Genomic DNA, 20,195 nt, shown 5'->3' on the forward strand with positions numbered 1-20,195 from the left:
TGGTGTCCGGACTTTTCTTTTTTCGGTTCCGAAGGCTTAGCATAATTCTGACAGGTATAGGCCTGACAACAATAACAGGATCGCCTCGTAGGCCACAGATACTGGCCTTGCTGCGAAAAATGCGAGGCTGCAATTTTCCGGTTGCAAGGCACCCGGCGGAGCGCTAACACTAGCGCCCATGAATATTTCGCACATTCGCATCAACGGTTGGTGGTGGGCTCGCTAAAAGCGGCCACGCAGGCGTTTGCGCATATGCGTTCAGGAGACAGGGCCGCTGGGATTATCCGGGCGGCCTTTTTGTTTGGCTGCTCGAATGGGACCGAAGCCCGGAATTATTCGAAAACCAAAGCAATTGGGATTAGCCGACCATGAATGCGAAGATAGCGGATAGCGAGATATTTCAGCACGAAACGGCTGGCGGCATTGTCGTCGAGCGCGTGCGCCATCTCACAACGTATAAGGGCGCCATCGAAACCTATATCGATGTGCTCAATGAAAGACGCGGTGCGGTGTTCTCGTCCAACTACGAATATCCGGGCCGCTATACGCGATGGGACACGGCAATCGTCGATCCGCCAGTGGTGATCACGTCGCGCCAGCGCACGATGCGCATCGAGGCGTTGAACGCCCGTGGTGTCATCCTGCTGCGCCCCATTCTCGATACGGTGCAGGCCCTGGGCGAAGTGACGGTAGATACGTCCACTGAAGATCGCATCGAGCTGACGATTGCAGAGCCGACCGGCACGTTTACCGAAGAAGAGCGTTCGCGCATGCCTTCGGTGTTCACGGTGCTGCGCGCCATTGTCGGGCTTTTCTTCTCGGAAGAAGATGCTAATCTCGGCCTTTATGGTGCTTTCGGTTACGATCTGGCGTTCCAGTTCGATCCGATCCAGTACAAGCTCAAGCGCCCGGAAACCCAGCGCGATCTGGTGCTGTTCATTCCAGATGAAATCTTTGTCGCCGACCACTATGCAGCACGCGCCTGGGTCGATCGTTATGAATTCACCTGCGGCGGTTCCTCGACGCATGGTCTTGCGCGGGAAACACCTGCCGAGGCGTTCAAGCCCTCGGAGCGCACATTGCCGCGTGGCGATCACAATCCGGGCGAATATGCCAAGCTGGTCGAGCGCGCCAAGGATAGCTTCAAGCGCGGCGATCTGTTCGAGGTTGTGCCGGGCCAGACTTTTTATGAGCGTTGCCACACCGCGCCGTCGGAAATCTTCCGCCGCCTGAAGACGATCAACCCATCGCCTTATTCCTTCTTCATCAATCTCGGCGAGAACGAATATCTGGTCGGCGCATCGCCGGAAATGTTCGTGCGCGTCAATGGCCGCCGCATCGAAACCTGCCCGATTTCGGGCACGATCAAGCGCGGTGAGGATGCCATTTCAGACTCTGAGCAGATCCTGAAACTGCTCAATTCCAAGAAAGACGAATCCGAACTGACCATGTGTTCGGATGTGGACCGCAACGACAAGAGCCGCGTTTGCGAGCCGGGGTCGGTGCGAGTGATCGGTCGTCGCCAGATCGAAATGTATTCGCGCCTGATCCACACGGTTGATCATATTGAAGGTCGTCTGCGCGACGGCATGGATGCTTTCGACGGTTTCCTCAGCCATGCATGGGCCGTGACCGTGACTGGCGCGCCGAAATTGTGGGCGATGCGTTTCCTTGAGGAAAACGAGCGCAGCCCGCGTGCATGGTATGGCGGCGCCATCGGCATGATGCATTTCAACGGCGACATGAATACGGGTCTCACCTTGCGCACCATCCGCATCAAGGATGGCGTGGCTGAAATCCGCGCTGGCGCGACGCTGCTGTTCGATTCCAATCCGGAGGAGGAAGAGGCGGAAACAGAGCTGAAGGCTTCGGCGATGATCGCGGCTGTGCGTGAGGCGCAGAAGAGCAACCATGTTGCGGAAGAACGCGTTGCCGCCAAGGTGGGCGAGGGCATCTCGGTCTTGCTGGTGGATCACGAAGATTCCTTCGTGCATACGCTGGCCAATTATTTCCGCCAGACGGGTGCAACCGTATCGACGGTCCGCTCGCCGGTTGCCGACGATATTTTCGACCGCGTCAATCCTGATCTTGTCGTGCTTTCGCCGGGACCGGGTTCGCCGCAGGATTTCGACTGCAAGGCAACCATCGACAAGGCGCGCAAGCGCGAACTGCCGATCTTTGGCGTCTGCCTTGGGCTGCAGGCGCTGGCAGAAGCCTATGGCGGTACATTGCGCCAGTTGCGCATTCCGATGCACGGCAAGCCGTCGCGCATTCGCGTGTCGAAGCCTGAACGCATTTTCTCCGGTCTGCCGAAGGAAGTGACGGTCGGGCGCTACCATTCGATCTTCGCCGATCCGGAGCGTCTGCCCGATGATTTCCTCGTCACGGCGGAAACCGAAGACGGTGTCATCATGGCTTTCGAGCATAAAAAGGAGCCGGTGGCGGCTGTTCAGTTCCACCCGGAATCGATCATGACGCTCGGCCACAATGCCGGTATGCGCATGATCGAAAATGTGGTGACGCATCTGGCGGGCAAACACAAAAAAGCGCGCCGCAGCAACTACTGAAAGAGCGTTTCATTGCCTTGATATTCAACCGGTCGCAGTCATCCTGCGGCCGGTTTTGTTTTGGGCTGTTCAGGGCGCGTTTTGACTGCTTGCTCTGGCAACTCATTTGCAACTGTAATGCCTTGCATTTGCAGGAAAAATTAAATGCGATAACTGAAAAACAGGGGTACGAACTTCGATTGTTCTGGGGTATAGAGCGGTTTCAAAAGTGCAGTTGCATAGGACTGACCGGCTCTGAAAGCTAATTTCAAGCCAAAGCCGGTGCGCATGAGCCCAATATGCATGAGCCTGAATTGGTCAAGGTCCGGTTTTTGGGCCTGTCTCGGGCAGTAATTAGATAAATCAAAGGTTCGTCATGGACGCGAGTGCAAGAGTTCGGCGGTTGGCCGCATGGTCGATTCCCATTGCCTTTGGGGTGATGGGGCTAAAATATGTGGCCTATATGCTGACCGGCTCTGTGGCGCTCTATTCCGATGCGCTCGAATCCATCGTCAATGTCATCGCGGCAGTGGGCGCCTGGTGGGCGATCAGCGTGAGCTATAAGCCCGCCGATGAAAATCACCCGTTCGGTCATCACAAGGCGGAATATATCTCGGCGGTTGTCGAGGGCGTGCTGATCACCGTTGCGGCGCTGTTGATCTTCCGCGAAGCGTGGTTTGCCTTGCAGACCCCGCGCCAGCTCGAAGCACCATGGCTCGGCCTCGGCATCAACACGGTTGCCGCCGTCATCAATGGCGTCTGGGCCACGCTCCTGATCCGTACCGGACGTGCGGCACGGTCTCCAGCGCTGGAAGCCGATGGCAAGCACATCATGACCGACGTATTTACGTCGCTGGGCGTGCTGGTTGGTCTGGTGGGGGCTGTCGTCACCGGCTGGGCGATCCTCGATCCGCTGCTCGCCATTGTCGTGGCGCTGAATATTCTGTGGCAGGGGTGGCATGTGATCAATTCGTCGGTGCAGGGATTGATGGATATCGGCGTCGAGCCTGCCGAGGAAATGCGCATTCGTGATGTCATTTCGGCCAATGCAGCAGGCGCGATTGAAGTGCACGATCTGAAAACCCGTATCGCCGGGCGCGTCACCTTCATCGAATTTCACCTGGTTGTCGCAGCCGACATGAGCGTCGGCGATGCGCATGTGATCTGCGACCGCATTGAAGATGCCCTGAAAGAACAGATCGGCAGCGCCCGCGTCGTCATCCATGTTGAACCGGAAGACGAGGCGAAATTGCCTTTGGGCACAAGTGCCGTGCCATTTGCCTGATGCAAATACAGGTATGACCGAAGCAACTGGCGTAAATGCATCTTGCATCGGTCAAATCGCGCGTGTAAAAGCTTGGCCATGATGACGAAGAACGCAACATCTCTGGGACATTCGGCTGCCGCCACTGGCGCGCGCGTCGATGTTTGCGTTCTCAACTCGCTTCTTACCCTCGGCCTTAGCGGCGATCGCCGGGCTCGTTGAAGGAGCGTCCGGCGGTCGAAAACGGTCCCGCTGGCCTGTGCTCCTTTTCATAAAACCCTTATAATCGATCATGAATATCCGTGCTTGACGGGCTTTAATGCCGTCCAGAAGCCGGGAGGAAACGACAAATGAACCAGTCCGTTATCACGCCGCAATCCGCCGCCGAAGCCGACCGTAAAGGCATGCGGGATGCAGCCACCAAATATTCACCATTCCCGGCTCCCAAGCTCGACGACCGTACCTGGCCATCGAAGCGGATCGAAAAAGCGCCGATCTGGTGCTCGGTCGATTTGCGCGACGGCAATCAGGCTTTGATCGACCCGATGGGCCATGACCGCAAGGAGCGCATGTTCCGCTTGCTGGTCGATATGGGTTTCCCGGAAATCGAAATCGGCTTTCCATCCGCCTCGCAGACGGATTTCGACTTCTGCCGCTGGGCGATTGAACAGGGCAATGTGCCGGACGAGCTGGATTTGCAGGTTCTGGTGCAGTGCCGTCCTGAGCTGATCACCCGCACATTCGAAGCTTTGGAAGGCGCAAAGACGCCGATCATCCACTTCTACAATTCCACCAGTGAATTGCAGCGCCGCGTGGTTTTCGCCAAGGATGTCGGCGGGATCAAGCAGATCGCGACCGATGCCGCAAAGATGATCATGGATATGGCGGCCAAGGCAGGTGGCGGCTATCGCTTCCAGTATTCGCCGGAAAGCTTTACCGGCACCGAATTGGATGTGGCGCTGGAAATCTGCAATGCGGTCATCGAGATCGTAAAGCCGACAGCGGAGAACAAGCTGATCGTCAATCTGCCGTCCACGGTGGAAATGAACACGCCGAATGTTTATGCGGACCAGATCGAATGGATGTGCCGCAATCTCGACAATCGCGAAAACCTGATCATTTCGCTGCATCCGCATAATGACCGCGGGACGGGCATCGCTGCAACGGAACTGGGTCTGATGGCTGGGGCCGACCGCGTCGAAGGCACCCTGTTTGGCAATGGCGAGCGCACCGGCAATGTGGATGTGGTGACGCTGGCGCTGAACATGTACACGCAGGGCATCGATCCCGAGCTGGATTGCACGGACATCAATCGCATGAAAGATGTCTATGAATATTCGAACCAGCTGAAGATTGCAGAGCGTCACCCCTATGTCGGCGAGCTGGTCTATACCGCTTTCTCCGGCTCGCATCAGGATGCGATCAACAAGGGTATGAAGGCGCGCAAGTCGGCCAATTCCCCGGTTTGGGAAGTGCCTTATCTGCCGATTGACCCGCAGGACGTTGGCCGCTCTTACGAGGCGATCATCCGCATCAATTCGCAGTCGGGCAAGGGCGGCATCGCCTATATCCTGCAGGCCGATTACGGCTTGAACCTGCCGCGCAATCTGCAGGTCGAGTTCCGTGAAATCATCCAGCAAATCACCGACGACGAAGGCAAGGAATTGCCGTCGAAGCGCATTCATGAAGAGTTCCAGAAGCTTTATGTGACGCAGCCGGATGCCCGCATCAAGTTCGTGGATCACCACACCATCCCGGATCCTGAACAGAAGGGCCGCCGCATTCTCACCGCCGAAATCACCGATAACGGCGTGACGAAGAACATCGAAGGCAAGGGTACCGGTCCGATTGACGGCTTTGTCGACGCGCTGTCCAAATATCTCGGCGTGAAGATGTCGGTCGTGGATTATTCCGAACATTCGCTCCAGCAGGGTTCGGATGCATCGGCCATCTCGTATGTTGAAATGGCGCATCCGGGCGGCAAGCTGTTCGGCGCGGGCATCAACGACAATATCGTCAGCGCATCGCTGGAAGCCATCGTATCGGCGGCCAACCGCGTGATCGGTCAATAACCGCGCAGGCTATTGAACGAAGAAGGCGGCACAGTGTGCCGCCTTTTTTATTTGTAGAGTTCCTGCTCGGATATCTTGAAGATGCGCTCGCTTGCATCTTCGATGCCGTGCTGTTCCCACAGGCAATGCCAGCCACCATCCGGCTTTCGGTCGATGTTGAAGAGATTGTAGCGGGCAGGCGGCTTATGGCCGCCATAGTTCTGGCTGGCCGACGGGACGCAGATCACCGGCACCTTGTTGCCATTCGATCCGTCGATTTCATATTTCGTCGCCAGATGCGTGTGGCCGTGAATGACCAGTTCCGCGCCGTGCTTGCGGATGATCTTCTGAAAACGGCGGATGCCGTAAAGCCGCTTGTGGGTCGGTGTCGCACCATGGATAGGCGGATGATGGATCATCACCACCCGGAAAAGCCCGCGCGCACCAGCCTCGTCGAGCGCGGCGGCGAGACGTTTAGCCTGGGCGGAGCGGAAATCGCCGCTTGCCATGAAAGGTGCCGTAGCGCGGGCCGAGGAAACGCCGATCATCGCGACATCGTCGCGCACACGCATATAAGGAAATTGCGGCCGCTTGCCCTTGTTGTCGATGCCGTCACCGCGCATCCACGGCTCCCATTTGCGGCAGGACCGGTCCAGCGCGCCGGGAACATAAGCATCGTGATTGCCGGGCACGACCGAAACATCATCCGGGTTGCCCAGTTTCGACAGCCAGTCGGCGGCGATATCTATTTCCAGATTGAGAGCCAGATTGACCAGATCGCCAGTGACGGCGATATGATTCGGCGTTTGCGCCAGCATATCGTCCACAAGTTTATCGAGCACTGTTCCGTGCATTGCACCCTTGCGGTTGCGCAGCCAGTTGATATAACCGGTGATGCGCTTCGATGCCAATTCGCGATATCTCACACGCGGCAGCGGCGAAAGATGGATATCGGAGATGTGAGCGAGGCGAAACATAAGGCCCGTTTACTGGATAATTACTGAAATAGAAACCGTATTTAGCGACTTTTTGTTGATGCGATTGCTGCATTGATAGCTGCATATAATGTTTGCTGGAGAGTCGGAATGCGCTTTCGTCATTTTATATTTCATTCATATTTTCTTTTGCGACGCCCCATGACACTTGGGGTGAGGGCAATTGTGTATGATGAAAACATTAACTCTGTTTTTTTAGTAAGACATACTTACGTGCCGGGATGGCAGTTACCGGGCGGTGGTGTTGATAGTGGGGAGACTTTTCAGCAGGCGCTAGAAAAAGAACTGCGGGAAGAGGGTAATATTGTCCTGAAAGGGCGCCCCCAACTTCTTGCTCTTTACAAGAACGCCCATGCTTCTCCGCGCGATCATGTGGCGCTTTACGTATGCCGTTCTTTTGAACAACTTGCGCCAAAAGTGCCCGATAGAGAAATTGCCGAGAGCGGTTTCTTTCCTCTCGACGATCTTCCCGAAGGGACGACGGCTTCAACCAAGCGGCGTTTGCAGGAAGCCCTGTATGATCTGGAACCGCTGCCGATGTGGTAGCGCCTGAGCCCGGCGCACGATGCTCGCCGGGTTTCGGTTAAATCTGCCGGAATACTCTGTAATACTTTGGTATAAAGGGCGCAGGATGCGCCCTTTATAGTAGCAGGCTTTAGAAGCGATAGGTGATACCGGTGCCGATCAGCCACGGATTGAGCTTGGCCTTGCCGCTCAGTTCCTGCCCGCCAACGGTGACGTCGAATTTCGGTTCAAGGAACAGTTTCTTCACGTCGAAGTTCAGGCCCCAATGTTCGTCGATCATATAATCGACGCCGAACTGGAGCGCGCCGCCAAACGTGTTCTTGACCTTGAGATAGTCGGCGCTGCCTGCATCCTGATTGTAGAAGATGGTGTAGTTGACGCCAGCACCGACATAGGGCTTGAACGAGCCGAAATTGGTGAAGTGGTATTGCAGTGTCAGGGTCGGCGGCAGAATCCAGGTCTTGCCAACCTTGCCCAGACTGCTGATGGAGCCTGCGCCATTGATATTGGCATAGGTCGTGCCGAGAATGAGTTCGGCAGCGATATTGTCGGTGAAGTAATAGGTGATATCGAGTTCGGGCGTGATCGACTTCGAATAGTCGAGGTCGGAACCCGGAACACCATTCACATGGCCCTTGTTTTCCGCAATTACGCCGAGCGCGCGCACGCGAATCTGCCAGGGCGAAAGCGCTTCAGGCACTGCCTGAATTTCAGAGGCTGGCTGGGCGACCACAGTGTCGGCGGCAAAGGCGGCCGGGGCGGCAAATGTCAGCGCGGTTGCTGCGAGCAGCCCTTTCGCAAAACGGTTCATCAAATCTCTCCTTAGTCACAGTGCAGTCTTGGGTGTCGTCCTGGGGGATGCATCCAATCTGAACTGCGTCGCCTTGCGCCCCATTGATCAAGATCAAAGGGGCGCAAGAGAATGAGAGAGTGCTGATATTAGAAACTGCACTGTTGCAGGAAAAGCGCAGTCGGGAGGGTTAGCTTTTCGAAAAGCGGTCCCTGTCATGCGGGGCGGCAAAGTCGATATCCGGCCCCATCGGCACAACGCCGGTTGGGTTGATCATCTTGTGACTGCGGTAATAATGGCCCTTGATATGTTCAATGTTTACGGTCGATGCCACGCCCGGCACCTGATACAGCTCACGCGTATAGTTCCACAGGTTCGGATAATCGGCGATCCGGCGCAGGTTGCATTTGAAATGGCCGACATAGACCGGATCGAAGCGCAACAGCGTCGTGAACAGACGCCAATCCGCTTCCGTCTGGCTTGAGCCGGTCAGGTAACGCTGGCGGGACAGGCGGTCTTCCAGTGTGTCGAGCGCGGCGAACAGCTGCTTGAACGCTTCTTCATAAGCATCCTGTTCCGTGGCAAAGCCAGCGCGATAAACGCCATCGTTGATATTGGGATAGATGAAATCGTTGAGCGCATCGATCTCAGCCGCCAGCGCTTCCGGATAGAAGTCGAGCGAGGCATCGCCGAATTCGTTGAAAGCCGTGTTGAGCATGCGGATGATTTCTGACGATTCGTTGGAAACGATCGTCTGGCGCTGCTTGTCCCACAGGACCGGCACGGTGACGCGACCGGAATAGTTCGGGTCGGCGCGGGTGTAGATTTCATAAAGACGCTTGGAACCGTACAGATCATCACCGGTACTGCCGGTGGTGCCGTAAAAGGTCCAGCCTTCTTCCACCATCAGAAAATCGACGACGGAAACCGAAATGACAGCTTCCAGTTTCTTCAGCGCGCGAAAAATCAGCGTGCGATGCGCCCATGGGCATGCATAGGAAACATAGAGATGATAGCGGCCCGGCTCGGCCTTGAAGCCGCCTTCGCCAGTTGGACCGGCGCTGCCGTCTGCAGTGACCCAGTTGCGGAATTGCGATTTCGAGCGTTCAAAGCGGCCTTTTGTGCTTTTGGTGTCGTACCAGACATCCTGCCACTTGCCATCGACCAGAAGTCCCATGTGATTTCTCCTTTTGGCAGCTAAGCATTTCCAGCAAAAGTGCGAAGCGGTTTTGCGTGGGATAATGCGTAGAACAAATAGATCGAAACGACGGCATTTACAGCATCTCAACTCGTAAACAGTGCGTCACGCTGCCAAAAAGAGAAGATGAAGCTGCCATTTTGAAAAAAATGGTTTTACCTCTGCTCAATTTGGTGTAATGGGGGTTCCAATTTGCGATCATCCAATGTTCGATCGCCCGGGAGACACGTAATGGAAATGCTTTTCATCCGACGATGAAACTTGGACCGCACTGCCAGCGCGGAATGCATTCCATTGACCTGACGGTCCCTGAAGTCTCCAATTGTGATCTTAAGCCCATGCAGCAGCTTGAACTGACCTACGCGCAGGAATGCCCGGCGCACGACATTGAAATCGAAGCCATCAATGCCGAGGCTTTCGGACCGGGACGCTTTACCCGCGCCGCCCATTTCATCCGTGAAGGCGGCCCACATGATCTGAACCTTTCCTTCGTTGCCCTGATGGGCGGCATAGTGGTGGGTTCTGTGCGGCTGACGCCGGTTGTGATCGGCAAGACACCAGCAATGTTGCTGGGGCCGCTTGCCGTGCGGCCTGAATGGAAGAAGCGGGGCATTGGCGGCACACTGATGCGCCAGTCGCTTGAAGCGGCGATGAAGGCGGGACACAAGCTGGTCATTCTGGTCGGTGACGAACCTTATTATGGTCCGTTCGGCTTCAAGATGGTGCCGCACGGCTCCATGGTCATGCCCGCACCGGTCGATCCGCGCCGGATGCTCGCCTGCGAACTCACCGCCGGCGCCGCAAACGGCGTCAGCGGCATTGTGCGCCACGCCAACCGGGCCTGATTTTCAGTTTAATCCTTGATCTGTGGGAACGTTTGTTTTTCCCCTCATCCTGTGGAGCCGTCGAAGACGGCGCATCATCCTGAGATTTTTGAAGGATCGAAGGAGAGGGGAAGCCAGCGCGTGCCTCGTCCTTCGACAGGGTGCTTCGCACCTGCTCAGGATGAGGGGTGAGGTGCGGGAGGGCGGATTACCGCCCTTCGCGATACCACATGCCGCCAAAGACAAGGAGCAAGGCAGCGAGCGCCAGGAAGCCGGAGAACAACGGCAGGCGGTTGACGCTTTTGAGCTGCGTGTCGGTAGTTTCACGCAGGCCGATCCAGTCATTGCCGCTGGCCGAACGGTTGGCGGCGACTGCGGTGATTGACGGAACCCGCACGGCGCTGTCTGCACTTGCATGCACGCGATGGACCGAGCCGCCGGTCGCTTCAGCAATAGGCTTCAGGCGGTCCATGGTCGAAATACTGTCGGCAAATTCCGGCGCATCGACGGGCCCGACATGGGCCAAGGTTTCCAGATCGCCGTTCTTGATCCGGAAGACGCCGATCTCGTCGGTTTGCAGCGAACCGTCGAACAGGCCCGGCTTGTTCTGTGCGAGATTGACCTGCAACGTCTTGCCAGCAGGCGTTGTGACGGTCGCGGTGCCCGGATTATCGCCCATCGTTTGACGGTGAATGCTCAAAGTGCGGCCATTGCCTGCGGCGGTGAGCGCTTCTTCTTCCAGCTCCGGCTCCTGCATCAGCCAGTGCGCAATGCGGCGATAGAGCGCCGCATAGGGACCGCCGCCTTCAAAGCCGCGTGCCCATAGCCAGCCCTGATCGGACAGGAACATGCCGACGCGGCCTTTTCCAACGCGATTGAGAACCAGAAGCGGCTTGTTGTCGGCACCGCTCATCACTGTTTCGCCCTGCGGCGCGGTGATATCGATGGTGCGGAACCAGCGGCTCCAATGGGGCGGCTCCTGTTCGCTGCCGTCGAGACCGCGTGTGACGGGGTGGCGTTTGCCGAGATCGGTCAGGCGCGGATAGAACGCCTTTTCGGTCACTGTGCCGGTCGGCATGGCGGGCAGAGCGTTATAGAGCGGCGTGCGGGCAATCGACATTTCGCCTGCATATTCCGGCCCGGCTGCGACCAGCAGCGCGCCGCCATTTTCCACATATTGCGCGATGTAATCGTAATAGAGCAGTGGCAGCACATCGCGATGCTGGTAGCGATCCAGAATGATGAGATCGAACTCGTTGACCTTGTCCACGAAAAGTTCACGCGTCGGGAAGGCGATCAGCGACAATTCGTTGATCGGGGTGCCGTCCTGCTTTTCCGGCGGGCGCAAAATGGTGAAGTGGACGAGATCCACGGCGGCATCGGATTTCAGCAGATTGCGCCAGGTGCGCTCGCCATTATGCGGTTCGCCGGAGACGAGAAGCACGCGCAAATTTTCGCGAATACCGTCAACGGTTGCGACCGCGCGGTTGTTGGCGTCGGTCACTTCACCCGGAATCGCGGGCGTGGCAATTTCAACGATATTCACACCGGCGCGCGGCAAGGTGATGGTGACAGATGTTTCCTGCCCCACCTGTGCTTGTTCCTGCGAAACCGCTTCGCCATTGACGCGAATTTCCACCGGCGCAGGGCTTCCTAGGCTTTTGCCTTCATCGATGACCGTGAATGACATTTCCAGCGGCTTGCCGCTGATGCCATAGCGCGGGGCCTTGTTGAAGCGGATGCGACGGTCGAATTCGTCCGGCTTGCCTGTCACCAGCCCATGCAAGGGCGCGTCGAAGCCCAGCGCATTCTTGTTGGCGGGCGTATCGTGCACCTGCCCGTCGGTGATCATGATCGCGCCTGCAACACGGGTTGGCGGCACGTCGAGCAGTGCCCGCGCCAGCGGTCCGAAAAGCCGCGTCGCATAGCCATCCTCGTTTTCGTCCGGCTTGCCGGTTTCTACCACGCGTGTTTCAAATTGCGGCATGGTGGCAAGCTGATCCTGCACGGCTTTCAGCGCGGCATCGGTGTCGGCGCGGCGCTGCCCCAGTTCCTGGCTCTGGCTGCGGTCGACCACGACGGCGACGACACTTTTCAGCGGCTCGCGTTCTTCGTTGATCACCACGGGGTTGAAGAGCGCCAAGGCAAGGGCTGCGGCGGCCAGAAGACGGATCAACCCGCCGCGCATGCGCAAGGCGACAGTCGCCAGAACCAGCAATGCCAGCGGCGCGAGAATGCCGATGAGCCACGGCGTTGAGAGGAACGGTTCGAATTCGATATTCATGCTCGCCTCCTAACGCCATAGGTTTGTTCTTCGTAAGCTACTGCGCTTCCACCCTCATCCTGAGGTGCGGAGCGAAGCGAAGCCTCGAAGGGCGAGGGCAGGCACTGTGCATTTCTCTTCGCCCTTCGATCCTTCGACAAGCTCAGGATGAGGGGGAAAGACAAACGTAACTGGGCGACATCGGGGCTGCAAAACATCATGCGCTAATTCCCCAGCCGCTCGAGCAGGGCCGGAACATGGACCTGATCGGACTTGTAATTGCCGGTGAGCATGTACATCACGATATTGACGCCGCCGCGAATGGCATAGATGCGCTGCATCGGGTCGTTCGGCACGGTGGGGAGCAGCGGGTTGCCCTGATCGTCCACAGCCCATGCGCCCGCCAGATCATTGGCGGTGATCATGATCGGCGTCACGCCGTCGCCGGTTCTAACCGGGCGGTCATGCGGCGAGGCATTGGGTGCCGTTGCCTCCACCCAGAGCGGGCTTCCTTCATAACGACCCGGAAAATCCGGCATGATGAAGAAGGATTTCGTCAGGACGTGATCGTCCGGCACGGGTTCGAGCGGCGGCACATTCATGTCGTCGAGAATGGCGCGCAGGCGCTGATTGGCTGGGGAGACCGATGGATCAAGGCTGGCACCCGACTGCAACTGGTCGCGCGTGTCGAACAGTACCGTGCCGCCCTGCTGCATATAGGCGTCCACCCTGGCAATGGCTTCGGGGCTTGGCATCGGCGCATTCGGGTCTATCGGCCAATAGATAAGCGGATAGAAGGCCAGCTCATCCTTGGACGGGTCGACGCCGATCGGGTCGCCCGGTTCCAGCGCAGTCTTGTCGGTCAGCGCGAAGGTCAGACCTTTCAGACCGGCCTTGCTGATATTGTCGGTCTCGGCACTGCCGGTGATGATATAGGCAAGATGGGTCTGCGAAACCGAACCGATGATCGCTTCATCGCCGGGTTTGCTGTCGTCATGGATTTGTGGCGGCTGGGGCGATGGTGCTTGTGCAAAGGCGCGGTCATGACCCACAGACAACGCGGCAAGACTTCCCGCGAGCAGCAGAGCAACCCCCGCCGTCTTGGCGCGCACTTTCATGCGGCGACGGAACGCGCCGCGCAGCCACAGCATCAGTAGGGAATCGAGCGCCAGAAGCATGGCGGCGGCGGCGAAGAATGGCCCAGCCAGCGATATGGACTGGTCTGCCGTATAGGAGACCGGCGTGACGCCCACCGACAGGGTCGGCTGGCGGATCGGCTCCAGCTTGACGTTACTGTTGGCGAAAATGTTGAGTGCTTTCAAACCGTCCTCATTGCCGTAGAAACCGGGCGGCGTGTTGATGCTGACACTGGCCTCTCTGTTGCGCTCAACGATCAGCGGCTTGGCCTCCGAAGTGGGCGGCGTCAACGCACCGGCGGCTGAAAGCAGCTGGAACGGCGGCAGCGAAACGGCATCCGGATTGTCCTGCGCGCCGGTGCGCTGCGACAGCGAAACAATGCGGCGCAACATTTCCACGAAGGAGCCTGAAATCGGCAGGCTCGACCATGTGGCGTCCGGCGAAATATGGAAGAGCACGATATTGCCGCGACCGCGCTGCTGGCCTGTGACCAATGGAGTGCCGTCCTGAAGGATGGCATAGGCCTTGTCGTTGAGATCGAAAGACGGTTCGGCCAGCACCTGACGATTGACGTTGACATCATCAGGGATAGGCAATCCGGCAAAGGGACCCCTTTCCGGAAAAGCGTGCAGCTTTTGCGGCTCGGACCAGGACAGGGTGCCGCCAAGCGCACGTTCGCCCTTGCGCAACCGCACCGGAAGCAGCGGATCATTGTCGCTCGCGCCCGCCAGACGTGGCCCGGCAAAGCGCACCAGCGTGCCGCCTTCTTCCACCCACGTGGAAATCCGCTCTGCGACAGGCGGCGTCAAGTTGCCGATATCGGCCATGATGAGAATGGACGGCTTGGCATCCAGCAGTTCCGGCACCGATTGAAGCAGATCGGCGGAACGCGGCTCAATCAGATTGGCGTAGGGCGACAGAGCGCGCGTGATATAATGCAACGGTGACAAAAGCGGCTGCGCAAGATCGCCGTCACCGCTGGCAATCAGGCCGATGGTGCGCCGCTCGGACCCGGCATCGATCAGATGCGTTGCACCTGCCTGTTCGACACCGTCGATGCGGATCAGGCGGAAATCGTTGCGCAGCTCGACCGGCAGATTGAAATGCGCTGTGCCTTCGGGGCTACCCAGCGCAAAGGACAGTGGCGCTTCGGCGATGCGGCGTCCCTTGTCGTCATAGGCCGCCGCCGTCAGGCTGCGCGGCATGGTCACGCCTTCCGGGCGGATCGCGGTGGCTTCGAGGCTGTCAGCCTTGTTATCCACCCCGGTCAGCGCAAGAGTGCGGTCAAGATTGGCACCATACCAGAGCACATTTGCCAGATGGCCGGTCTTGTCCAGTGCGGCAAAGGTTTCTTCGTCGGCAGCTGTCGCCAACCCGTCATTCATGAAGGCGAGGCGAACTTTGACACCATCCGACAGGGCGGATGCCAGCCGTTCCATCGTCGCCTTGCGGTCGACAGGGATCGGGCGTGGCTGCATAGCCTGTAGCCGTTCCGTGGCACGGGTGCCGTCATAGGGACCGATCTCCGCATTGGCGGGTTCGGCGGTGCCAAGAATGTAAATCTGCGCGTTGGAACCTTCTGCGTCGTCGATCAGCTTTTCAGCGGCGTTGACGCGCTGCTGCCAGTCTTCGGCGGCGGCCCAGCCATTATCCACCACAATGGCCAGCGGGTCCTGACCGGTCAGCGCAACAGGACGCGGGTTCCAGATCGGCGCTGCCAGCGCCATGATCACGAGTGCGGCGATCAGCAGACGCAAAAGCGTCATCCACCACGGGCTCTTCGAGGGGACTTCTTCGCGCTTGAAAACCTGCGCCAGAATGCGCAGCGGCGGAAAGGTTTCTTCCTGCGGGCGCGGCGGCGTCATGCGCAGCAGCCACCAGATCACCGGCAAGGCAACCAGACCGGCGAGGATCAGCGGCGAACCGAAGGCAAGCGGCAGAAAATTCATGCGCCAGCCCCCATTGCGCTCAATGCACTATGCAGACGCGCCAGCGCTTCCGCCGCCGGACGGTCGGTGCGATGCACGGAATAGCTCCAGCCGAGCCGTTTGCAGAAGTCCGACAGGGTTTCGCGCCGGGCAGTGTAAAGACGGCGATAATCCTCGGCATAGGTTTCAGCGCGACCGGCAACCAGCGTTGCACCCGTCTCGGGATCGCGAAATTCGGTGCGGCCGGAATAGGGGAAGGTTTCTTCTGCGGGGTCGGCAACTTCGACCAGATGCGCACGCACGCCGCGTTTCGCAAGCCGGTCGAGAAGTTCTGTCAGCTCATCGAACGGGTGCAGGAAATCGGAGACAAGCACGACTTCCGAAAAACGGCGGATCTGCGCGATATCCGGCAATGCGCTTTCAGGCGCTTCATGCATGAGCGCGCCGGCAAGACGCTCCGCGCCGTTGCGTGCCGCAAAAGGCGGGATCAGTGCCGGAAAAGCGATGCGCTCGCCGGAGCGCGACAGAATTTCCGCCAGCGCCAGCGTCAGCACCAGCGCGCGGGCTTCCTTGGAAACAGGCGACATTTGCGAGCGGTAGAGCATGGAGGGCGAGAAATCGCACCACAGCCACACGGTATGGGCCGATTCCCATTCGCGGTCGCGCACATAGGTATGGTCGTCGCGGGCGGAGCGCCGCCAGTCGATGCGTGAAAGCTGCTCGCCCTGCACATAGGGGCGGAACTGCCAGAAATTCTCGCCGGGACCACGCTTGCGCCGTCCGTGCCAGCCATTCATGACAGTATTGACGACACGCTGTGCTTCAACCAGCAGATCGGGGATAGCCGCGGCCCGTGCACGTGCGCGGGCCAGCGTATCCTTGCGATCTGCGGTGGAAACTTGCGTGCCGATGACCATCAGACAGCAGCCTTTACCAGATTGGCGATGACATCGCGGATGTGCATGCCATCGGCGCGGGCGGCGAAATTGAGCGCCATGCGATGTTGCAGCACCGGTTCGGCCAGCGCCTTCACATCGTCCACCGAAGGGGCGAGGCGGCCATCATAAAGCGCACGGGCGCGGACGCAGAGCATCAGCGCCTGGCTTGCGCGCGGACCGGGGCCCCATGCGATATGCTGCCTGGCATGATCATTGTCGGCATCGGGGCGCGCAGAGCGTACCAGCTTCAGGATCGCTTCGACGACGCTTTCGGAAACCGGCATACGGCGCACCAGTGTCTGCATCTGCTTCAGACGTTCTGCATCGAGAATCTCATAAGGCTTCGCTTCGGCTACACCAGTGGTCTCGAGAAGAATGCGGCGCTCGGCGTCGAGTTCCGGATAGAGAATATCGATCTGCATCAGGAAGCGGTCGAGCTGGGCTTCCGGCAGCGGATAGGTGCCTTCCTGCTCCAGCGGGTTCTGTGTTGCAAGAACGTGGAATGGCGCGGGCAGGTCATAGCGTTGGCCAGCGACCGTGACGTGATATTCCTGCATGGCCTGCAACAGCGCGGACTGGGTGCGTGGGCTGGCGCGGTTGATTTCGTCGGCCATCAGAAGCTGTGCGAAAATCGGTCCCTTGAGATAGCGGAACGAGCGGCGACCATCAGCATCCTGTTCCATGACTTCCGAACCGATGATGTCGGAAGGCATCAGGTCGGGCGTGAACTGGATGCGCTGGCCGGAGAGGCCGAGCACCACACCCAGCGTTTCCACCAGCTTGGTCTTGGCAAGGCCGGGCACGCCGACCAGCAGCGCATGGCCGCCTGCCAGAATGGCGACGAGCGTGCGCTCGATCACACTTTCTTGTCCGAAGATAACCGTGCCGACGCCTTCCTTGATGCGGGCAATATCTGCGAGCGCCCGTTCGGCTTCCGCAACAATCTGCTCGGAGTTGGCGGTTTCAGGCGTGATGACGACGCTCATGGTGACCTCGCAATATGTGACCGCTCTGGCGGACGTGCCTTATAAATCGCATATAATGCTGACAAGCCGCGAAACGGTGACTATTTCATGACTTCCATCATATTAAACACATTCGAACAGGAATAACCGAGTCGGATGACAAAGAGCACCCCTATAGGCAAAGTTGCGCCGCAAAACGCGATGCAAAGCGCCGGGACGACCAGCGGTCTGGAAGCCCTGATCGCGCGCGCCCATGCCGATGCGCAAAGCGGTCCGTCAACGAAAGAGCGCGGCATTCCGCCTGTCGAGCGGTGGAACCCTGATTTCTGCGGTGACCTCGACATGGAGATCAAGGCCGACGGTACCTGGTTCTATATGGGAACGCCGATTGGCCGCAAACAGCTGGTGCGCCTGTTCTCAACCGTGCTGCGCAAGGACGAGGACGGCAAGACCTATCTCGTCACGCCGGTCGAAAAGGTCGGCATCCGTGTCGAAGATGCGCCGTTCATTGCCGTTGAAATGCAGGTTTCCGGTGAGGGCTTGGAACAGTCGCTGACATTCCGCACCAATGTCGGTGATGTGGTGCAAGTTGATGCTGAGCATCCGTTGCGGTTTGTCGTTGAAGAAGAAAGCGACGGATTAAAGCCCTATGTGCTTGTTCGCGGACGTCTGGAAGCGCTGGTGACGCGCTCCGTGATGTATGATCTGGTCGGGCTTGGCGACGAAATCGAGATCGACGGCGTGACGATGTTTGCCGTGCGGTCCGGCGGCGCCGTCTTCCCGATCATGCCAGCGGATGCGCTGGAGGCAGCCCAGAAATGATGGTGTACTGATGGAACGTGGCCTGAAATCCCTTTCGGCGTTTTCCGCTGGTGATTTTGCCGAGCGCGTTCGCAGCTGGCAGCCGGATTACAGCGAGATTACCGGCGATCATTCGCTCAATCCTGACTTCACGCAAGCCATGGTTACGTCCCAGATGCGCGATGCGGCTGTGCTGGTGCCTGTGGTGGATCGCGGTCCCGATGCAACGGTGCTTCTCACCCAGCGCACCGATACGTTGCGAAAACATTCGGGCCAGATCGCGTTTCCGGGCGGAGCCATCGATCCGGGCGACGGAACGGCGGAACATGCAGCGCTTCGCGAGGCCAATGAGGAAATCGGCCTTGCAGCCGAGCGCGCCGAAATCATCGGCAATCTGCCGCGCTATCTGACCGGCAGCGGCTTTTCGATCACGCCGGTTCTGGCTGTGGTCAAGACACCGTTCGACCTGCATCCGAACCCGGATGAGGTAGCCGATATTTTCGAGGTGCCATTGTCTTTCCTGATGAATCCGGCCAATCACCGGCGCGAAAGCAGGGTACTCAATGGCAAGGAACGCTTTTACTACGCCATGCCCTATCACGAGCGATTCATCTGGGGGATTACCGCCGGGATCATTCGCGGACTTTATGAAAGGCTCTACGTTTGAGCGACAATGTGAACATTTCCGACACGGCGAGCTGGTTGAAGTCTAAGTCTCTGCAGGCGCTGTTCAAGGCCTTGAACCGCGACGGCGGGGAGGCGCGCGTGGTCGGCGGTGCGGTGCGCAACACCTTGTTGGGCACATCCGTCAGCGATGTCGATCTTGCCACCACGCATGTGCCGCAGGAAACGGTTCGCTTGGTCGAGGAAGCAGGGTTCAAACCTGTCCCGACAGGCATCGAACACGGCACGATCACCGTTGTCGTGCAGGGGCATGCCTATGAAGTGACGACATTGCGCAAGGATGTCGAGACCGATGGCCGCCATGCCAAGGTTGCCTTCGGGACCGACTGGAAAACCGATGCCGAGCGGCGCGATTTCACCATCAATGCGCTCTATGCGACGGCGGACGGCAAAATCATCGATCATGTCGGCGGGCTGGCCGACATTGAAACCCGGACTCTGCGTTTCATTGGCGATGCCGAACAGCGCATTCGCGAAGATTACCTGCGTATCCTGCGCTTTTTCCGCTTCTTCGCCTGGTATGGTTCCGGGCGTCCGGAAGCCGAAGGCCTGCGCGCCAGTGCTAGGCTGAAGGACGGCATCGAGCAGCTTTCAGCCGAACGCGTGTGGTCGGAACTGAAGAAACTGCTGTCCGCTCCCGATCCGTCGCGCGCGCTTTTGTGGATGCGACAGGGCGGTGTACTGAATCTCGTTTTGCCTGAAAGCGAGAAGTGGGGCATCGACGCCATTCATGGCCTCGTGCGATCGGAAGGCGATCTCGGCTGGTCGCCTGATCCGCTGTTGCGGCTTGAAAGTATCGTGCCGCCGGATGCCGTGCGCATGGAAGAAATGGGCAAGCGTCTGAAAATGTCTAATGCCGAGCGGGCGCGACTGGAAGCCTGGGCACGGGCAGATGCAGTGAAGCCGGAGCTGTCCGAACAGGCCTTGAAGAAGGTCATTTATCGCGGCAGCAAACAGGCAGTGGTGGATCGGATCAAGCTTGCTTATGCAGCGGCGCGTGCCGATGCGGCTGGCAGCGATGATGCGATGATCCGCGCCGGCGGCTTTTCGCGTTTGCTCGAAACGGCGGAACATTATGAAGCCCCCGTCTTTCCTGTGACGGGCGGTGATCTTCTGGCGCTCGGCGTGGAAAAAGGTCCGGGTCTGGGTGTGGCGCTGCGGTCGCTTGAAACTTTCTGGATCGACTCCGGTTTTAGCCTTGACCGTGCCACGCTTCTGGAGAAACTTGATCGCGATAAAATGAACAGCTGACCGCTTGTGTGCAAAATTCAGCCGTAGTTTCATCA

At 58.5% G+C, this 20,195-nt stretch carries 15 protein-coding genes; 8 read left to right on the forward strand and 7 right to left on the reverse strand.

All coding sequences use genetic code 11. The features are described 5' to 3' along the window. Positions 1 to 368 precede the first annotated feature (368 nt). The 3 genes from FHW03_RS12550 (at position 369) to leuA (ending at position 5,882) form a co-directional block, all read left to right on the forward strand. A complete protein-coding gene (locus FHW03_RS12550) occupies positions 369 to 2,567 on the forward strand; it encodes an anthranilate synthase component I (RefSeq protein ID WP_182520946.1) in 2,199 nt (732 codons plus the stop codon). Positions 2,568 to 2,922: 355 nt separating this feature from the next. Continuing rightward, complete coding sequence (locus FHW03_RS12555) at positions 2,923 to 3,831, forward strand: cation diffusion facilitator family transporter (RefSeq protein WP_182520947.1); 909 nt, start codon at positions 2,923 to 2,925, stop codon at positions 3,829 to 3,831. Positions 3,832 to 4,160: 329 nt separating this feature from the next. Continuing rightward, on the forward strand, positions 4,161 to 5,882 hold the full coding sequence (gene leuA, locus FHW03_RS12560) for a 2-isopropylmalate synthase (protein ID WP_182520948.1): 1,722 nt from the start codon (positions 4,161 to 4,163) through the stop codon (positions 5,880 to 5,882). A 47-nt stretch (positions 5,883 to 5,929) separates the two neighbouring features. On the opposite strand, the gene FHW03_RS12565 is transcribed toward leuA, so the two are convergent. Then, entirely contained in the window at positions 5,930 to 6,838 is a 909-nt protein-coding gene (locus FHW03_RS12565; RefSeq protein WP_182520949.1) for a metallophosphoesterase, read from the reverse strand. 108 nt (positions 6,839 to 6,946) lie between these two features. On the opposite strand from FHW03_RS12565, the gene FHW03_RS12570 reads away from it, so the two are divergent. Continuing rightward, positions 6,947 to 7,402: an NUDIX domain-containing protein gene (locus FHW03_RS12570; RefSeq protein ID WP_182520950.1), complete on the forward strand. Its 456-nt coding sequence runs from the start codon at positions 6,947 to 6,949 to the stop codon at positions 7,400 to 7,402. Positions 7,403 to 7,511: 109 nt separating this feature from the next. Here FHW03_RS12570 and FHW03_RS12575 read toward each other — a convergent pair whose 3' ends face one another. Together FHW03_RS12575 and FHW03_RS12580 are read right to left on the reverse strand one after the other, a co-directional pair. After that, positions 7,512 to 8,192, reverse strand: a complete 681-nt coding sequence (locus tag FHW03_RS12575; protein ID WP_182520951.1) for an OmpW family protein — start codon at positions 8,190 to 8,192, stop codon at positions 7,512 to 7,514. Between the two features lie 169 nt (positions 8,193 to 8,361). Further along, the gene (locus FHW03_RS12580; protein ID WP_182520952.1) at positions 8,362 to 9,348 is read right to left on the reverse strand and encodes a glutathione S-transferase family protein; all 987 of its coding nucleotides are present in this window, start codon (positions 9,346 to 9,348) and stop codon (positions 8,362 to 8,364) included. Between the two features lie 359 nt (positions 9,349 to 9,707). Between FHW03_RS12580 and FHW03_RS12585 the strand changes: the two genes are divergently transcribed. After that, positions 9,708 to 10,214 (forward strand): GNAT family N-acetyltransferase, encoded by a 507-nt coding sequence (locus FHW03_RS12585; protein WP_182520953.1) that lies wholly within the window; start codon positions 9,708 to 9,710, stop codon positions 10,212 to 10,214. 187 nt (positions 10,215 to 10,401) lie between these two features. Here the strand turns inward: FHW03_RS12585 and FHW03_RS12590 are convergent, their stop codons facing one another. The 4 genes from FHW03_RS12590 to FHW03_RS12605 form a co-directional block, all read right to left on the reverse strand. Beyond that, on the reverse strand, positions 10,402 to 12,477 hold the full coding sequence (locus tag FHW03_RS12590; protein WP_182520954.1) for a glutamine amidotransferase: 2,076 nt from the start codon (positions 12,475 to 12,477) through the stop codon (positions 10,402 to 10,404). A 203-nt stretch (positions 12,478 to 12,680) separates the two neighbouring features. Further along, positions 12,681 to 15,542: a DUF4159 domain-containing protein gene (locus FHW03_RS12595; protein WP_182520955.1), complete on the reverse strand. Its 2,862-nt coding sequence runs from the start codon at positions 15,540 to 15,542 to the stop codon at positions 12,681 to 12,683. Then, on the reverse strand, positions 15,539 to 16,438 hold the full coding sequence (locus FHW03_RS12600; protein WP_182520956.1) for a DUF58 domain-containing protein: 900 nt from the start codon (positions 16,436 to 16,438) through the stop codon (positions 15,539 to 15,541). Before FHW03_RS12600 ends, FHW03_RS12595 begins: the two co-directional genes overlap by 4 nt. Next, complete coding sequence (locus FHW03_RS12605; protein WP_182520957.1) at positions 16,438 to 17,445, reverse strand: MoxR family ATPase; 1,008 nt, start codon at positions 17,443 to 17,445, stop codon at positions 16,438 to 16,440. Before FHW03_RS12605 ends, FHW03_RS12600 begins: the two co-directional genes overlap by 1 nt. Before the next feature lie 135 nt (positions 17,446 to 17,580). On the opposite strand from FHW03_RS12605, the gene FHW03_RS12610 reads away from it, so the two are divergent. The 3 genes from FHW03_RS12610 to FHW03_RS12620 are packed head-to-tail and all read left to right on the forward strand — an operon-like array spanning position 17,581 to position 20,160. Further along, on the forward strand, positions 17,581 to 18,246 hold the full coding sequence (locus FHW03_RS12610) for a DUF1285 domain-containing protein (RefSeq protein WP_182520958.1): 666 nt from the start codon (positions 17,581 to 17,583) through the stop codon (positions 18,244 to 18,246). Between the two features lie 10 nt (positions 18,247 to 18,256). After that, positions 18,257 to 18,892, forward strand: coding sequence for a CoA pyrophosphatase (locus tag FHW03_RS12615; protein WP_182520959.1), 636 nt, complete (start codon positions 18,257 to 18,259; stop codon positions 18,890 to 18,892). Further along, entirely contained in the window at positions 18,889 to 20,160 is a 1,272-nt protein-coding gene (locus FHW03_RS12620) for a CCA tRNA nucleotidyltransferase (protein ID WP_182520960.1), read from the forward strand. The genes FHW03_RS12615 and FHW03_RS12620 overlap by 4 nt, the downstream gene beginning before the upstream one ends. Positions 20,161 to 20,195 lie beyond the last annotated feature (35 nt).

This window comes from Ochrobactrum sp. RH2CCR150, assembly GCA_014138095.1.
Classification (GTDB): Bacteria; Pseudomonadota; Alphaproteobacteria; order Rhizobiales; family Rhizobiaceae; genus Brucella; species Brucella gambitense.

Bases quoted from the DNA above. Each gene is read 5' to 3' on its own strand.
- FHW03_RS12595 (WP_182520955.1), bottom strand. From the start codon at position 15,542: ATGAATTTTCTGCCGCTTGCCTTCGGTTCGCCGCTGATCCTCGCCGGT.
- leuA (WP_182520948.1), top strand. From the start codon at position 4,161: ATGAACCAGTCCGTTATCACGCCGCAATCCGCCGCCGAAGCCGACCGT.
- FHW03_RS12565 (WP_182520949.1), bottom strand. From the start codon at position 6,838: ATGTTTCGCCTCGCTCACATCTCCGATATCCATCTTTCGCCGCTGCCG.
- FHW03_RS12550 (WP_182520946.1), top strand. From the start codon at position 369: ATGAATGCGAAGATAGCGGATAGCGAGATATTTCAGCACGAAACGGCT.
- FHW03_RS12575 (WP_182520951.1), bottom strand. From the start codon at position 8,192: ATGAACCGTTTTGCGAAAGGGCTGCTCGCAGCAACCGCGCTGACATTT.
- FHW03_RS12610 (WP_182520958.1), top strand. From the start codon at position 17,581: ATGACAAAGAGCACCCCTATAGGCAAAGTTGCGCCGCAAAACGCGATG.
- FHW03_RS12555 (WP_182520947.1), top strand. From the start codon at position 2,923: ATGGACGCGAGTGCAAGAGTTCGGCGGTTGGCCGCATGGTCGATTCCC.
- FHW03_RS12590 (WP_182520954.1), bottom strand. From the start codon at position 12,477: ATGAATATCGAATTCGAACCGTTCCTCTCAACGCCGTGGCTCATCGGC.
- FHW03_RS12615 (WP_182520959.1), top strand. From the start codon at position 18,257: ATGGAACGTGGCCTGAAATCCCTTTCGGCGTTTTCCGCTGGTGATTTT.
- FHW03_RS12570 (WP_182520950.1), top strand. From the start codon at position 6,947: ATGCGCTTTCGTCATTTTATATTTCATTCATATTTTCTTTTGCGACGC.
- FHW03_RS12605 (WP_182520957.1), bottom strand. From the start codon at position 17,445: ATGAGCGTCGTCATCACGCCTGAAACCGCCAACTCCGAGCAGATTGTT.
- FHW03_RS12580 (WP_182520952.1), bottom strand. From the start codon at position 9,348: ATGGGACTTCTGGTCGATGGCAAGTGGCAGGATGTCTGGTACGACACC.
- FHW03_RS12600 (WP_182520956.1), bottom strand. From the start codon at position 16,438: ATGGTCATCGGCACGCAAGTTTCCACCGCAGATCGCAAGGATACGCTG.
- FHW03_RS12585 (WP_182520953.1), top strand. From the start codon at position 9,708: ATGCAGCAGCTTGAACTGACCTACGCGCAGGAATGCCCGGCGCACGAC.